The sequence below is a fragment of the Blastococcus sp. HT6-4 genome (assembly GCF_039679125.1).
Lineage (GTDB): Bacteria > Actinomycetota > Actinomycetes > Mycobacteriales > Geodermatophilaceae > Blastococcus > Blastococcus montanus.
Genome location: NZ_CP155551.1, coordinates 2,388,144 through 2,403,251 on the forward strand (window position 1 = coordinate 2,388,144; position 15,108 = coordinate 2,403,251).

Below are 15,108 nucleotides of genomic sequence, written 5' to 3' on the forward strand. Positions count from 1 at the left end.
CGGAACCGAACGAGGAGAGTGCCACCGTGGCCGCCGTCACCGACGCAGCCGAACGACACGAGGCCGGCCGGGCCGCACGGTCGGCGGTCGCCGAGGCCGCCCGCCGGCGGACCTTCGCCGTGATCAGCCACCCCGACGCCGGGAAGTCCACGCTCACCGAGGCCCTCGCCCTGCACGCCCGGGTCATCGGCCAGGCCGGCGCGGTGCACGGCAAGGCCGGCCGCCGCGGCACGGTCTCGGACTGGATGGACATGGAGAAGGCCCGCGGCATCTCCATCACCTCCGCCGCCCTGCAGTTCGAGTACCGCGACGCGGTCATCAACCTGCTCGACACCCCCGGCCACGCCGACTTCTCCGAGGACACCTACCGGGTGCTCACCGCGGTCGACGCCGCCGTCATGCTCGTCGACGCCGCCAAGGGCCTCGAGACGCAGACGATGAAGCTGTTCGCCGTCTGCAAGCACCGGGGCATCCCGATCGTCACCGTGGTGAACAAGTGGGACCGGCCCGGCAAGGACGCCCTCGAGCTGATGGACGAGATCGCCGAGCGCACCGGGCTCACCCCCACCCCGCTGACCTGGCCGGTCGGCATCGCCGGCGACTTCCGTGGCGTTCTCGACCGGCGCGACGGCACCTTCCGCCGCTTCACCCGCACCGCCGGCGGCGCCACGATCGCCCCCGAGGAGCTGCTGACCGCCGCGGACGCCGCGGCCCAGGAGGGCGACGTCTGGCGGCAGGCCGAGGAGGAGGCCGAGCTGCTCGAGGCCACCGGTGCCGAGCACGACCAGGAGTCGTTCCTCGGTGGCGTCACCACGCCGGTGCTCTTCGCCTCCGCCGTCTCGAACTTCGGCGTCGGCGCGCTGCTGGACACCCTGGTCGACCTCGCCCCGCCGCCGGCCGGGCGGCCCGACGCCGACGGCGAGGTGCGCGGCCTCGACGAGCCGTTCAGCGCCTTCGTGTTCAAGGTGCAGTCGGGCATGGACGCCGCCCACCGCGACCGGCTGGCCTACATCCGCATCTGCACCGGGGTGTTCGAGCGCGGCATGGTCGTCACCCACGACCGCACCCGCCGTCCGTTCACCACCAAGTACGCCCAGCACGTCTTCGGCCGGGAACGCGAGAGCATCGAGACCGCCTACCCCGGCGACGTCGTGGGGCTGGTCAACGCCTCCGCCCTCGGGGTCGGCGACAGCCTCTACACCGACCGGCCTGTCAGCTATCCCCCGCTCACCACCTTCGCGCCCGAGCACTTCGCCGTCGCCCGCAGCCTCGAGACGGCCAAGCACAAGCAGTTCCGCAAGGGCATCGAGCAGCTGGACTCCGAGGGCGTGGTGCAGGTGCTGCGCTCGGACCGGCGCGGCGACGGCACCCCGGTGCTGGCCGTGGTGGGGCCGATGCAGTTCGAGGTCGCCACCCACCGCATGGAGCACGAGTTCAACGCCCCCGTGGCGCTGGACCGGCTGCCCTACAGCATCGCGATGCGCACCGACGAGGCGTCGCTGCCGCTGATCGCCGCGTCGGGCGGGGTGGAGGTCGTGCAGCGGACCAGCGGCGAGCTGCTGGCGCTGTTCACCGACAAGTGGGCGCTGCGGATGCTGCAGCAGCGGCACCCCACCCTCACGCTCGAGCCCCTGGTGGCCGCGCAGCTCGCCTGAACCGGCGCACCGGCGGTCAGCCTCGCAGCGACGCGTAGATCTCCTCGGCGTGGTCGAAGACCAGGAAGTGCCCCTCGCCGCTCAGCCAGTGCGCCGTGCAGTCGGGCAGCATCGCGCTGAGCACCTGGCCGAGGACGACGGGGACCTGCCAGTCCTGCGTCCCGTGCCAGACGTGCACGTGCTGGCGGACCGACGACAGCGGGAACCCCCACGGCCGGAACAGCAGGGCCCGGTCCTCGGCGAGCACGGCGGTGCCGTTGCGCAGCCCCTCGGTGAACGTCCGGGCCAGGATCCGCCGGACGGCCGGCCGGCCGATCACCCGCCGGTCGGCCGCGTTGAGCCGCAGCTGCAGGTAGCGCGGGATCATCGCCGGCCGCAGTCCGATCGGCGCCAGCACCGGCCGCAGCACGGCCGCGAGCCGAGCGGGGCGGTGCACGGTCTCCCGCACGCGACGGGGCACCCACCGCGGCCACGGCCACGGCACGTCGGGCGGCGGCGCCCCGCCGAGGATCCCCACCGCCCGGACGCGGTCGGCGAAGACGTGCGCGCAGGCCAGGGCGTAGGCCGCCCCGCCGGACAGGCTGACCACCGAGAAACGGTCGACGCCGAGGTGGTCGAGCAGCTGGCCGACGTCGTCGGGCCAGTCCATCACCCGGCGCCCGGGCTGCGGGTCCGAGCGCCCGAACCCCGGGCGATCGGGGACGATCAGGCGGATCCCCCAGCGTCGGTAGTCCGCGGGGTCCTCGACGTGGCGTTCCAGCCGTGAGCTCGGCGAACCGTGGCACGCCAGCACCGGCCAGCCGGCCGGGTCGCCGTGCTCGGCGTACGCGAGCGTCCGGCCGTCACGCAGCCGGATCGAGTCCTCCCGGGGCGATGCGTTCTCGATCATCGGGCTCCCCTACCCGGGTCGACGGGGTCCACCCGGGCTTCGCCATTGCTAGCTTGCCCGCATGGCGATCGATCCCCGCGGTGCAGACCTCAAGCGCTACCTCCAGGAGGACCCGGGCGGGCCGGTGGTGATGCTAAACCTGCTCCGGTACGCCGAGGGCGGCCGCGAGCTCTACGCGCAGTACGCCAAGGCGCTGTCGACCACGTTCCTGCCCCGGTACGGCGGCGAGGTGCTCTACGCCGGCGACGGGTCGACCGCCCTGGTGGCCGAGTCGGGCCAGGCCTGGGACACGGTGCTGCTGGTCCGCTACCCCTCGCGGGAGGCGTTCAGCAAGATGGTCGCCGACCCCGAGTACCAGCAGGTGACCGAGCTGCGCAGCCGCGCGCTCGCCGAGGCGGTCCTGCAGGCCACCACCGAGCGCTGACCGGGCCGACGTCCGGCCACGACCATTGCGCCCGCGGGGAGAAGCCGAGCGGGTCAGGCGCCGAGCCGGGCACTGACCTCGGCGACCGCGGCGAGCGAGGCCGATCGCAGCCGGGTGCGGTCCCCCCGCCAGCCGAGGGCGTGCAGCCCGAGATCCGCCGTGCGCAGCGGCTCGTCCGTCCGCCCCAGGCCGTCGGCCCGCAGGTTCGGCAGCGTCTCGGTCAGCCGGAAGACGACGTCGTCGTCGACCGGATCTGCCACCAGGACGTCGTCGGTCGGCTGCGGCAGCCCGGCGAGGACCTCCCGTGCCAGCTGCCGGTACCGCTCCCGCAGGTCGTCGCGCTCCCGGTGGAACCGGGCGAAGCGCTCGGTGCGCACCTCCGGCAGCAGGTACAGGATCCCGACGTTCCAGGCGCTCTCCCACAGCTGCCGCGAGTCCAGCAGGGCCAGCGCGTGCAGTCGTACCTCCGGGGGATCGGGGCGCTCGCCGAGCAGCGCCCAGGCCGCCAGCGGCCGGGTGACCGTGTCGCTGAGCAGCGCCTCGAGGATGTCGTCCTTGGTCCGGAAGTAGTGGTACAGCGACGCCTGCCGGATGCCGACGGCCTCGGCGATCTGCCGGGTGGAGGTCGCCGCGTACCCCCGCGTGGTGAACAGCTCCGCCGCGGCGTCCAGCACCTCCTCACCGGCGGTGGCACCGGGGCGTCTGCGGTCCTCGATCCGGGGACGCCCGGCGGTCGGTGTGCGCACACCGACGATCGTGCCCGCCGCCCCGGCCGACGGACGGACCGCCGCTCCCGCCGTCACCGGGCGGCCGCGAGGCCGGCCGGCGCCGGGACCGGCGCCGGGAGCGCGGCCGGGACCTCCACGACCACCCGCCGGGGGACCACGACGGCGACGACCACGTACCCCACGAGCGAGGCGACCGCCGACCAGATCGTCGACCAGCCGTCGACCGCGGAGGTGACCAGGCCGTTCGGCACGTGCAGGAGCGTGTTCTCGACGCCGTAGATCGTCGGCGTCAGGACGAAGAGCACCAGGCGGAGACCGATGCCGACCACGACGGACGCCAGCGCCGCGGCCGACCCTCCCCGCTGCCAGTACAGGCCCAGGACGAACGGCACGACGAGGCTGGCCAGCAGCAGGTCGAAGGTGAGGGTCAGCAGGATGCCGGTCTGCGGCACCCGCAGCGCGATCAGCGCGGCGAGCGCGGCCATGGGGAGGGTCGCCAGCCGGGTGGCCCGCAGGATCCGCGGGGTCATCTCCGGGGCGCCGGCATCGACCCGGACCACGTTGCGGACCAGCACCGACGCCGTGCTGAGCAGGACCCCGCTGACCGTGGTGACGGTGGCCGCCAGGATCCCCGAGATGACGACGACGGCCAGCCAGGCGGGGGCGTACTCGCCCAGGAGCGTGTAGAGGATCGGCCCGTCGGCCGCGGCGTCGCCCACCACCCCGACCGCGGCCACCGCCACGAACGACAGCGGCAGGCAGAACAGCAGGATCCCCGCGGCGGCACCGAAGCAGGCGCGCTGCGCGGTCCGCGGGCTGCGCGAGGAGAACACCCGCTGCATCAGGTCGATCGCGACCAGGTTGCCGAGCCCGAGGGCGATGATCGTGGCCCAGTTGATGACCGCACCGGAATCGGCCGCGGTGAGCTGCTCCAGGGAGCCGGCGCCGAGCCCCTCGGGTGCGTCGAAGCCGTAGGTGGTGCCCATCCACACGACGAGGGCGATCACCCCGACGACGTTGATCGCCACCTGGGCCACGCCGGTGTACACGCTGGCGAACATGCCGCCGGTGATCGTGTAGAGGAGCGCCAGCGGGATCACCAGCACGATGCCGACCGCGTAGCTGACGCCGACGAACCGCTCCAGGAGGAACCCGAGGGCCACCAGGTTGCCGGCCAGCAGCATCGAGAAGCTGCCGACGGTGAGCACCGAGGCGCTGAGCTCCATGGCCCGGCCGAACCGGCGGCGGAAGTACTCCGGCAGGGTCACGACGCCGGACCGGTGCATCCGGCGGGCGAAGAACAGGCCCATGAGCAGCAGGCAGAGCGCCAGCCCGATGGGCAGCGCGGCGCCGGCCCACCAGCCGAAGCCGGCGGCCAGGTCGGCGTTGCCGAGCGTGGCGTTGGAGTCGACCGCCTGGGAGATCAGGACGGCGCCGACCAGACCCGCGGACAGGCTGCGCCCGGCCACGAGGTAGTTGGCCGAGTTGCCGCGCACCCTGCGCGCGGACACCAGGCCGCTGACGGTGATCACCAGCAGGCAGACGCCGATACCGGCAACGATCATGAGAGGGGCTCCAGACGGGCGGACGGAACGGAACGGGGTTCGCGGTACGGGGCCCGGCGCCGTTGCCGGAGGAGGCGCGGAGGGGTCAGGCGTCCACGAGGTGCCGGCGCTGCGCGGTGGGCCAGTCGCCGTGCTCGCTGATGTCGGTGCCGGCGGCCCAGGCCTCCGGCGAGCAGCCGAACCCGACGGCGGACGAGCCGTCGGACAGCTCGACGCGGCCCAGGTACATCGGGGCGGGGAGCGCGGCCAGGAAGTCCCCCAGCTGCGCGGTGCCCACGAGCCACAGCTGGCCGCCGACCGCCACGCCGTCGGCCGGTCCGACCCGGGCCAGCCCGGGCTTGGCGGGCACGGTGCGCAGCCGGGCCAGCCGGTAGGCCGGCGCGGTGGTCGCGGGGCCTAGCCACCGCGCACCGCGGTCGTCCAGTTCGTGCTCCAGGGGCTGCCCGCGCAGGTGGGCGCCGACGACGAAGAGCCGGGTCGTCGCCGCACCGGCCCGCAGCGGCCACGGCAGCCCCGGACCCGGCGGCACCTCGGCGGCGCCCGGCCGGGCGACCGCGGGCGGGTCCAACTGCACCAGCCGGGCGAGGTCGAGGGCGAGGGCGTCGCCGCCGGCCCGGGCGATGACCGACACCCCGAAGCAGGAACCGCCGCCGTCGTCGTCCCGCACCGTGCCCGAGGGCACGGCCACGGCGCACAGGTCCATCAGGTTGCAGAAGTTCGTGTAGGTGCCGAGCCGGCTGTTCACCCCGACCGGGTCCGCGGCGACCTCCGCGAGCGTCGGGTGCTCCGTGGTCGTGGGCACCAGCAGGGCGTCGAACCCCTCGAGCCGCGCCAGCGCGGCGGCGGTGAGCTCGGCCAGCCGCTCGCGGTCGTGCAGCAGGCGGGTCGCCCCCACCGAGCCGGCCGCGCCGATGATCGCCCCGACCGTCGGGTCGACCTCGTCGGCGTGCGCGTCGACGAAGGCACCGACCGCGGCGTGCCGCTCGGCGACCAGCCCGCCGTCGTAGAGCAGCCGGGCGGCCGCCAGGAACGGCGCGAGGCCGATCGCCTCGATCTCCGCCCCCGTGGCGGCCAGCCGCTCGACCGCGGCCCCGAACGCCGCCTGCCAGGACGGCGACAGGCCCGGCAGCTCCCGGGGCACGGCGACGCGGGCGCGCGGCCGTGCGGCCAGCTGGGTGGCGGGCGGCCAGGGGCGGGCACCCCCGGCCATCTGCGCCATCGCGGCATCGGCCGTGTCCACGTCGCGGGCGAACACGGTCACGCAGTCGTAGGAACGGCAGGCGGGCACCACACCGGCGGTGGGCACGACGCCGACGGTGGGCTTGATCCCCACCAATCCCTGCAGCGCGGCCGGGACGCGGCCGGAGCCGGCCGTGTCGGTGCCCACGGCCACGTCCACCAGGCCCAGGGCGACGGCCACCGCCGACCCGGAGCTCGACCCGCCGGAGATCCGGTCCGGCCGCCGGGCGTCGCGGACCGCACCGTAGGGGCTGCGGGTGCCGACCAGGCCGGTGGCGAACTGGTCGAGGTTCGTCGTCCCGAGGACGACGGCGCCGGCGGCGCGCAGCCGGCTCACCACGGGGGCGTCCTCGGCCGCCGGCCCGGCAGCGTAGGAGGGGCAGCCGGCCGTGGTGGGCAGCCCGGCGACGTCGACATTGTTCTTGACCGCGGCGGCGAGCCCGGCCAGCGGCAACCGCTCCCCTGCTGCCACCCGCGCGTCGACCGCCGCGGCCTCGGCGACGACGTCGGCCTCCGGGCGCAGGTGGATCCAGACCTCCGGCCGGCCGACGTCCGCGATGGCGCGGTAGGCCGCCCGGACCCGCTCGACCGCGGTCACGACGCGGCTCCGGCCACGGCCGGCTCGGGGGCCTCGGCCGCCACGACCACCAGCGGGGTGCCGGCGGTGACCTGCGTGCCGGTGCCCACCAGGACGTGGGTCACCACGCCCTCGGCCGGTGCGGTCACGACCGACTCCATCTTCATCGCCTCCAGGGCCAGCAGTGGTTGTCCGGCGGACACCCGGTCGCCCACCGCGACGTCGATCCGCCACACGTTGGCCACGAAGGGCGCATCCACCCGCTCGGCCCCGTCGGGCAGCACCAGCTCGGCGGCCGGCGCGGCGACGGCCGCGGACTCCGCGCGACGGGCCCGGTCGAACTCCCCCGCCTCGGTCCAGGCGGTGCGCTCGGCGTCGAAGGCGGCGGCCTGCCGGGCACGGAAGGCCTCGATGGAGCCGGCGTTGTCGGCGAGGAACCGCTCGTGCTCGGCGAGCGAGAAGGAGCCCTCGGTGATCTCCACCGAGCCGCGGCCGGCGGCGAGGTCGGCGCGCAGGTCCAGCAGCTCCTCCGGGGAGACCGGGTACCAGGAGATCCGGTCGAAGAAGCGCAGCAGCCAGGGGCTGCCCGGCTCGAACGGCGCCGTCCGCCGGTACCGGCTCCAGACCTGGCTGGTGCGGCCGACGAACTGGTAGCCGCCGGGGCCCTCCATGCCGTAGATGCACAGGTAGGCGCCGCCGATGCCGACGGAGTTCTCCGCGGTCCAGGTGCGGGCGGGGTTGTACTTGGTGGTCACGAGGCGGTGGCGCGGATCGAGCGGAGTCGCCACCGGGGCGCCCAGGTAGACGTCGCCCAGGCCGAGGGTGAGGTACTCGGCCGCGAAAACGGTGTCCATCACGTCCTCGGCCCGCTCGAGGCCGTTGATCCGCCGGATGAAGTCGATGTTCGACGGGCACCACGGCGCGTCGTCGCGGACGCCGGACATGTACCGGGAGATCGCCTCCCGCGTCGCCGGGTCGTCCCAGCTCAGCGGCAGCCGCACCGACCGGCTCGGCACCACCAGCTCCGAGGTGGCCGGCAACTCCCGCTCGATCTCGGCCAGCAACCCGAGCAGCCGCGGCACCGGCAGGACGTCGGGGTCGACGTGCACCTGCAGCGAGCGGATGCCGGGCGTGAGGTCGACGACGCCGGGGAGCCGGAGCTCGGCGAGCCGGGTGTGCAGCGCGTGCACCCGGGCCCGGAGCGCGAGGTCCAGGACGATCTCCCCGTACTCGACGAGCACGTTGTCGTCCCCGCTGCGCCGGTAGGTCACCGACGGGGCGCCGTCCAGGGCCGGGTGCCGGGCCAGCACGCCGTCGTCGCCGTCGCCGCCGGAGCCGTGCACGGCCGGCGAGGCGGCCCGCCGGGCCGCCGACAGGTCTGCCCGGGAGGGGGCCTCGGCGGCCCGGACGGGGACGAACCGCACGGTGTCGCCCGGGCGCAGCTGCCCGAGCTTCCACCGGTCGGCCGCCACGACGGTCACCGGGCAGACGAACCCGCCCAGGCTGGGGCCGTCGGGCCCGAGCAGGATCGGGGTGTCGCCGGTGAAGTCCAGGGCGCCGACGGAGTAGGCGTTGTCGTGGATGTTCGACGGGTGCAGCCCCGCCTCGCCGCCGTCGGGTCGGGCCCACGTCGGCTGCGGTCCCTCCAGGCGCACACCGGTGCGGGCGGAGTTGAAGTGCACGGTGTAGGCGCTGGCGTAGAGCGTGTCGACGTCCTCCCGGGTGAAGAACTCCGGCGCCGCGTGCGGCCCCTCGGTCACCGCCAGCTGCCAGTCGTGCGGGATGGCCGGCCGCACCTCGGCCGGGACGGCCGCGGGCACCTGTGCGGGGGCCACCCCGGCCACGGTGCGCAGCACGTCCCCGGGACGCAGCGCCCTCCCGCCGTGCCCGCCGAACTGGCCCAGGGTGAAGGTGGCGGCGCTGCCGAGGTAGGCCGGCACGTCGAGGCCGCCGGCGAGGAGCACGTAGGCGCGCAGGCCGGTCCCCTCGGCGGTGCCGACGTCGAGCAGCCCGCCCGCGGGCACGTGCACCGGCTCCCACATCGGGACGGGCTCGCCGTCGACGGTGACGGGGCACTGCGCGCCGGTCACGCACACCGTGGTCGGGTGCGTGAAGCGCAGCGCCGGTCCGCCGGAGGTGCACTCCAGGCCCGGCGCGCCCTCGGGGTTGCCCAGCGCCCGGTTGCCGAGCCGGAACGACAGGTCGTCCATCGGCCCGCTCGGCGGTACGCCGACCTGCCACAGGCCGATCCGGCCGGGTGCGTCCTGGACCGTGGTCAGCAGGCCCGGGCGCTCGACGGTGATCCGCGGTCGCGGATCACCGACGCCGGCCAGGGTGGCGGTGCTGTGCGTGCCGGCGCGGACGTCGCCGTGACCGGGGACGGCGGCCAGCAGGCCGAGGTTGACCTCGATGCCGTGCATCGACGTCCGCTCCAGCGCGGTGGCCAACCGGTCCAGCGCCTCGTCGCGGTCGGCCCCCGAGGTGATGACCTTCGCCAGCAGCGGGTCGTAGGCCGGGGAGATCTCGGTGCCGCTCTCCACCCAGGTGTCGACGCGGACGCCGTCCCCGTCCGGGAAGGTGACGGCGGTGAGCACGCCGGCGCTGGGCTGGAAGTCGCGGGCCGGGTCCTCGGCGTACACCCGGGCCTCGACCGCGTGCCCGCGGACGGGCACCGCGCCGGTGCCCCGCCCGGCGGTCAGGTGGCCGTCGAGCACGCCGGTGTCCCCCTGTGCCAGCCGCAGCATCCAGGCGACGAGGTCGACGCCGGTCACCGCCTCGGTCACCGGGTGCTCGACCTGGAGGCGGGCGTTGACCTCCAGGAAGGAGGCCTCCTGGCGGCGGGCGTCGTAGACGAACTCCACGGTGCCCGCGGATCGGTAGTCCACCGACGCGGCCAGGGCGCGGGACGCCTCCTGCAGCCGCTCCCGGAGCTCGTCGGGCAGCCCGGGCGCGGGCGCCTCCTCCAGCACCTTCTGGTTGCGGCGCTGCAACGAGCAGTCGCGGTCCCCCAGCGACACGACGCGGCCGGTGCCGTCCCCGAAGACCTGGACCTCGACGTGGCGGGCGTTCTCGACGTAGCGCTCGGCGAACACACCGGTCGTGCCGAAGCTGCGCTCGGCCTGCCGGCTCACGCGGTCGTAGGCGGCCAGCAGCTCCCCGGCGTCGCGGCAGACCTGCATGCCGATGCCCCCGCCGCCGCCGGTGGCCTTGAGCATCAGCGGATAGCCGACCTCGTCGGCCGCGGCGAGCGCCGCCGGCGCGTCGGTGAGCAGGCCGGTGCCCGGGAAGATCGGCACGCCCGCGGCCTGGGCGGCGGCGCGCGCCGTGTGCTTGGTGCCGAAGATCCGCAGCTGCTCGGGGGTGGGCCCGACGAACACCAGGCCGGCGGCCTCGACCGCAGCGGCGAACCCGGCGTCCTCGGACAGGAAGCCGTAGCCGGGGTGCACCGCACCGGCGCCGGTGCGCACGGCGGCGTCGAGGACGGCCTCGGCCCGGAGATAGCTCTCCTGTGGTGCGGCCGGGCCGATGCGGACGGCGTCGTCGGCCAGGTGCACGTGCGGGGCACCGCGGTCGGCGTCGGAGAAGACGGCGACCGTGCGCAGTCCGAGCGCGCGGCCCGAGCGGATGATCCGCACGGCGATCTCGCCGCGGTTGGCGACGAGCAGGGTGTCGATGCTCATGCCGCGTCCCTCCCGGCGGGCCGGGTGACGACCATCCGGACGGGGGTCGGGTCGAAGGCGTTGCAGGGGTTGTTGATCTGCGGGCAGTTCGAGACCAGCACGAGGGTGTCGACGTCGGCCCGCAGGGCCACCCGCTTCCCCGGCCCGGAGAGGCCGTCGACGATGCCGAGGGCGCCGTCGGCATCGACCGGGACGTTCATGAACCAGTTGATGTTCGACGCGAGGTCACGGGCGGTCAGTCCGTGCCGGGCGCCCTCGAGGAGGAAGTTCTCCATGCACCCGTGCTGGGCGCGGGTGTGCTGGCCGTAGCGCAGGGTGTTCGACTCCTTCGAGCAGGCTCCGCCGAGGGTGTCGTGGACGCCGACCTCGTCGGCCACCACCGTCATCAGCGCCTGGCCGGTGTCGGCCCGCAGGACCGAGCCGGTGGTGAGGAAGATGCGGCCCTGCCGGCGGATGGTCTCCGGCGCGGAGTAGCGGACGGCGGTGTCGCCGGCGGCGTAGAGCAGGCAGTCGACGGCCTGGTTGCCGGCGAGGTCGACGATGGTCAGCACGTCCCCGGCGGCCACCACGGCCGACCAGGACGCGCGGGCCGGCACGTGCTCGTCGAGCAGCACGGCGCCCGGCACGAGGGCGGCCGCCGCGGCGTCCGGGGCGTCGGTCCGGTCGAGCTCTCGGATGGTCACAGCACTCCCCTGGCCCGGAGGTCGGCGTCGGTGTTGGCGATGGCCTGCAGGTGCTCGGGGCCCAGCGGCCCCACGAGCTCCCCGGCCGCGAGGCGGTCGAGTTCGGGGGCGGCACCCCAGGCGCGGACCTCCAGCGGGGAGCAGGTGAACTCCGGCCGCGGGTCGAGCGGGTGGGCGGTGTTGGCCAGCAGCACGATCGTGTCGGCGTGCAGCAGCAGGTCGACGGATGCGCCGGCCCCCGCGGAGCCGAGCCAGCCGAACCCGCCGTCGGCACCGACGCGCACGCCCTGGAAGAAGGAGATCGACGGCGGCAGGTCGCGTACCCCGATCCCGTGCTTGAGCGCGGCGAGGGTGAACAGCTCGCGCCCGGCCGGGCTGGCCGACTCCGGCTCCGCTGCGCCGTAGCGCGCCTGGTTCCCCGCGCGCGTCGACGTGCCGGTCAGCGCGTCGTGCATCCGGGACGAGTCGGCGACGACGGTCGCCAGCACCCGGCCGAAGCCGCTCAGCAGCGGGTGGCCGGTGGTCGGGTACGCCTGCCACGGGACCTTGACGGTGTCCGCGACGTTGAGCCGCTCGTGCGGCGAGTCCGCACGGTGCAGCAGCAGGTGGGCGCACGCGTCGCCGTCCCGGTCGGTCAGCCGCAGCCGGGTGCCGCGGGCGAGGACGGCGGTGGTGTAGCCGCCCGGCGCCACGGTCTCCGCCCAGGTCACGGCGGCGGCCCGGATGTCGTCGGGCTGCACGCCGGGCAGCTCCGGTGCGGTGGACGGCGGGACGTACCGCATGTGGGCGGCGACCTGGCCGTGCTGGGCGCGGGCGTGCGCCCGGGCGCCGGCCGTGGTGGCCGTGCCGGAGTCCTCCGGCACGCGTGCGGCGGTCGCGCGGATGGTGCTGGTCACGGGCGCTCCGTCCTGTCGGCGACCCCCTCGTGGAGAGGGGTTTCTGTCGCTCGACAGTTTTCGGGGCGCCGTCCGGTCGCGGGTTGCCGTGGAGTTACCGGTCCGGGCGCACTCGTTAAGAAGCGTCGCGATGTATTTCTGTCAGGTGACCGGAACCGCACCGTGACGCAGCGCCACGGAGAGCACGACCGGGGGCGCTCCGGGCCACCACCGCCCGGTAGCCCGGACGTCCGGGCACGGCCGTTGCGCGCTCGGCGTCGTCCCGACGGGCACGGGACGACGCTGAGCGCGCACTCGCGCCCCCGACCCCGGTCAGTGGCCCCGGAAGGCCTCGTCCAGCCACCACGAGGGCTCGTCGCGGGCGACCTTGGCGTCGACCAGCAGCGGCGCCGAACGCGGCCCGGCCAGCCACGCGGCCACCCCATCGAGGTCGGCCGGGCGCCGGACGGTGACCGCCGAGTAGCCGTGCCCGCGCGCGATCGCGGCGAAGTCGGTCTCCGGGAAGCGGACGACGTCCAGCGGGTGCCCGTCCGGGCCGAAGTGGTGCACCTCGGCGCCGTAGCCGGCGTCGTCGTAGACCACGACGACCATCGGCAGGCCCAGCCGGACGACGGTCTCCAGCTCGGCCGCGCCCATCAGCGCACCGCCGTCGCCAAGGGCGGCCACCGGCAGCCGGTCGGGCCTGGCCAGCGCGGCACCGATGGCGGTCGCCAGCCCGAGGCCGACGGACTGGAAGGCCTGGGTGAAGCAGAAACCGTGCTCGTCGGGGACGTCCAGGAACATGCTCGGGTAGCCCATGAAGTTGCCGGAGTCCACGGCCACGACCCGGTCGGCGGGCAGCAGGTCGTCGAGCGCGATCGTCAGGGTCCGCGGGTCGATGCGCTCGCCGTCGCCGGCGTCGGCGAACGGCTCGTCCCGCCAGCGCCCGCGGCGGGACAGCGCCTCGCGCACCTCTGGGGTCCGGTAGCCGGTCGCGCCGTCGTCCCCCAGCCCGGCGACGGCCGCCTCCGCGACGGCCCGGACGTCGCCGACCACGCCGAAGGCCACCTCGCGCTGGGCACCGACGGCGTCGGCGTCGAGGTCGACCTGCACCACGACGGCGTCGTCGGCGATCAGCCGGCCGTGCCGCATCGTCCACATGTTGAGCGCGCAGCCCCAGCCGACGACCAGGTCGGCGCCGGAGATCAGCTCCGCGGCCAGGGGTGTGGCGAACCCGCCGGAGACGTCCAGGTCCCACGGGCTGCCGCGGAAGAGGCCCTTGGCCACCGCCGAGGTGGCCAGCAGCGCGCCGCAGCGGCCGGCCAGCTCCTCCAGCGCCTCCCGGCACCCCGGCCCCCGGGCACCGCGGCCGGCCACGAACACCGGGCGGCGCGCCTGCCGCAGCGCATCGGCGAGCAGCTCCAGCTCCCGGCCGGCGGCAGGGGGCGCCGGGGGCGGGGCGGTGAGCGGGAGCGCGGCATGTCCCGCCCCGGCGCCCTGGACGTCCAGCGGCAGGTTGAGGACGACGACGCGTCGCTCGTCCCGGGCCCGCGCCACCGCCGCGGCGGCCTGCGTCGCCGCGTCGGCGGCCGACGTCACGCGCACGGAGAGCGCGCCGACCGCGGCGGCCAGCGCCGGCTGGTCGACGAAGAAGTTGGACCGCGGGGACGTCGCCTCCGCGGTCAGCACCACGAGCGGGGTCCGGCTCTTGGCGGCCTCGGTGATACCGGTGAGCGCGTTGGTCAGCCCGCACCCCTGGTGGACGCTGAGCACGGCGGGCCGGCCGCTGGTGCGGGCGTAGGCGTCGGCCATCGTGGCCGCCCCGCCCTCGTGCCGCGCGGCGACGTACCGCGCCCCGGCGGCGACCATCGCGGTGGTGGCGACGAAGTTGCCCGACCCCACCACGCCGAAGACGGTGTCGACCCCGGCGGTGACGAGCGCCTCCCCCACCGCGTGCGCGACCGTCCGCGCCCCGGGCGCAGGGGTCATCCGCGCTCGACCAGCGCCAGCACCCGCGACGGCGAGCCGGAGCCCGAGACGATCGGCAGCGGTGCGGCGATGATCAGGGCACCGGTGGGCGGCAGCCGGTGGAGGTTCTGCAGCTGGGTGAGGCCGTACTTGCCGCTGCCCATGAGCGCGGCGTGGCACGGGAACGGCGGGTCGAACGAGTGCGCCGCACCGGCGTCGGTGCCGACCGTCTCCACGCCGAGCCCGATGACCGGCGACTCCTCGGCCAGCCAGCGCGCGCAGGCCGGCGACAGACCCGGGGTGTGCGGGCCGGTGTCGTCGGCGTTGAGGAACGCCTGCTGGGAGTCCGACCGGGTGTCCCACCCGGTGCGGTAGAGCAGCCAGCCACCCGCGGGCAGCGGGCCGTGGGTGGCCTCCCACGCCCGGACGTGCTCGACCTCGAGCAGGAAGTCGGGGTCCTCGGCCGCCTGCGCGGAGAAGTCGAGGACCGCTGCCGGGGCGATCAGCTTCGCGGCCGGCACGGAGGCGACGTCGTCGCCGTCCTGGCCGGTGACCCAGTGGTTGGGCGCGTCGAAGTGCGTCCCGGTGTGCTCACCCGTGCGGAAGTTGTTCCAGTACCAGGCCGGGCCGCGGTCGTCGTACCGGCTGAGCTCCTCCAGCTCGAACCGCGCCGTCTGGGCGAACGGCTCGGGCAGCTGGATCACCGGGGTCTCCGCCGACAGCGGCGCGGTGAGGTCGACGACCTCGACCCGGTCGCCGGCCAGCGCCTCGGCGAGGCTGGAGAGGATCGACATCGCAGTCCCTTCGGGGCGGGCGGGAGGACAG

General features: G+C 75.3%; 11 protein-coding genes. 2 read left to right on the forward strand and 9 right to left on the reverse strand.

The genetic code is table 11. The annotated features are described in order from the left end of the window. Window positions 1-26 precede the first annotated feature (26 nt). The gene (locus ABDB74_RS11515) at window positions 27-1,655 is read left to right on the forward strand and encodes a peptide chain release factor 3 (protein WP_346618638.1); all 1,629 of its coding nucleotides are present in this window, start codon (window positions 27-29) and stop codon (window positions 1,653-1,655) included. A 16-nt stretch (window positions 1,656-1,671) separates the two neighbouring features. On the opposite strand, the gene ABDB74_RS11520 is transcribed toward ABDB74_RS11515, so the two are convergent. Next, the gene (locus ABDB74_RS11520; RefSeq protein ID WP_346618639.1) at window positions 1,672-2,544 is read right to left on the reverse strand and encodes an alpha/beta hydrolase; all 873 of its coding nucleotides are present in this window, start codon (window positions 2,542-2,544) and stop codon (window positions 1,672-1,674) included. Window positions 2,545-2,605: 61 nt separating this feature from the next. Here ABDB74_RS11520 and ABDB74_RS11525 point away from each other — a divergent pair, with 61 nt between their 5' ends. After that, window positions 2,606-2,968, forward strand: a complete 363-nt coding sequence (locus ABDB74_RS11525; protein WP_346618640.1) for a DUF1330 domain-containing protein — start codon at window positions 2,606-2,608, stop codon at window positions 2,966-2,968. A gap of 53 nt (window positions 2,969-3,021) precedes the next feature. On the opposite strand, the gene ABDB74_RS11530 is transcribed toward ABDB74_RS11525, so the two are convergent. The 8 genes from ABDB74_RS11530 to ABDB74_RS11565 all read right to left on the reverse strand — a co-directional run bounded on the left by ABDB74_RS11530 (window position 3,022) and on the right by ABDB74_RS11565 (window position 15,077). Continuing rightward, the gene (locus tag ABDB74_RS11530; protein ID WP_346618641.1) at window positions 3,022-3,714 is read right to left on the reverse strand and encodes a helix-turn-helix domain-containing protein; all 693 of its coding nucleotides are present in this window, start codon (window positions 3,712-3,714) and stop codon (window positions 3,022-3,024) included. Between the two features lie 53 nt (window positions 3,715-3,767). After that, entirely contained in the window at window positions 3,768-5,261 is a 1,494-nt protein-coding gene (locus ABDB74_RS11535; RefSeq protein ID WP_346618642.1) for a sodium:solute symporter family transporter, read from the reverse strand. Window positions 5,262-5,346: 85 nt separating this feature from the next. After that, window positions 5,347-7,098 carry an allophanate hydrolase gene (gene atzF, locus ABDB74_RS11540; RefSeq protein ID WP_346618643.1) on the reverse strand — a complete coding sequence of 584 codons (1,752 nt, stop codon included), beginning with the start codon at window positions 7,096-7,098 and terminating at the stop codon, window positions 5,347-5,349. Then, window positions 7,095-10,757: an urea carboxylase gene (gene uca, locus ABDB74_RS11545; RefSeq protein ID WP_346618644.1), complete on the reverse strand. Its 3,663-nt coding sequence runs from the start codon at window positions 10,755-10,757 to the stop codon at window positions 7,095-7,097. Before uca ends, atzF begins: the two co-directional genes overlap by 4 nt. Beyond that, on the reverse strand, window positions 10,754-11,440 hold the full coding sequence (locus ABDB74_RS11550; protein ID WP_346618645.1) for an urea amidolyase associated protein UAAP2: 687 nt from the start codon (window positions 11,438-11,440) through the stop codon (window positions 10,754-10,756). The genes uca and ABDB74_RS11550 overlap by 4 nt, the downstream gene beginning before the upstream one ends. Then, window positions 11,437-12,336, reverse strand: coding sequence for an urea amidolyase associated protein UAAP1 (locus tag ABDB74_RS11555; protein WP_346618646.1), 900 nt, complete (start codon window positions 12,334-12,336; stop codon window positions 11,437-11,439). Before ABDB74_RS11555 ends, ABDB74_RS11550 begins: the two co-directional genes overlap by 4 nt. A gap of 312 nt (window positions 12,337-12,648) precedes the next feature. After that, a complete protein-coding gene (locus ABDB74_RS11560; RefSeq protein ID WP_346618647.1) occupies window positions 12,649-14,304 on the reverse strand; it encodes a thiamine pyrophosphate-binding protein in 1,656 nt (551 codons plus the stop codon). Continuing rightward, window positions 14,301-15,077 carry a cyclase family protein gene (locus tag ABDB74_RS11565; RefSeq protein ID WP_346618648.1) on the reverse strand — a complete coding sequence of 259 codons (777 nt, stop codon included), beginning with the start codon at window positions 15,075-15,077 and terminating at the stop codon, window positions 14,301-14,303. The genes ABDB74_RS11560 and ABDB74_RS11565 overlap by 4 nt, the downstream gene beginning before the upstream one ends. Between the last annotated feature and the right edge of the window lie 31 nt (window positions 15,078-15,108).

Coding starts and splice junctions, on each gene's coding strand:
- ABDB74_RS11525 (WP_346618640.1), top strand. CDS start 2,606: ATGGCGATCGATCCCCGCGGTGCAGACCTCAAGCGCTACCTCCAGGAG.
- uca (WP_346618644.1), bottom strand. CDS start 10,757: ATGAGCATCGACACCCTGCTCGTCGCCAACCGCGGCGAGATCGCCGTG.
- ABDB74_RS11520 (WP_346618639.1), bottom strand. CDS start 2,544: ATGATCGAGAACGCATCGCCCCGGGAGGACTCGATCCGGCTGCGTGAC.
- ABDB74_RS11560 (WP_346618647.1), bottom strand. CDS start 14,304: ATGACCCCTGCGCCCGGGGCGCGGACGGTCGCGCACGCGGTGGGGGAG.
- ABDB74_RS11535 (WP_346618642.1), bottom strand. CDS start 5,261: ATGATCGTTGCCGGTATCGGCGTCTGCCTGCTGGTGATCACCGTCAGC.
- ABDB74_RS11565 (WP_346618648.1), bottom strand. CDS start 15,077: ATGTCGATCCTCTCCAGCCTCGCCGAGGCGCTGGCCGGCGACCGGGTC.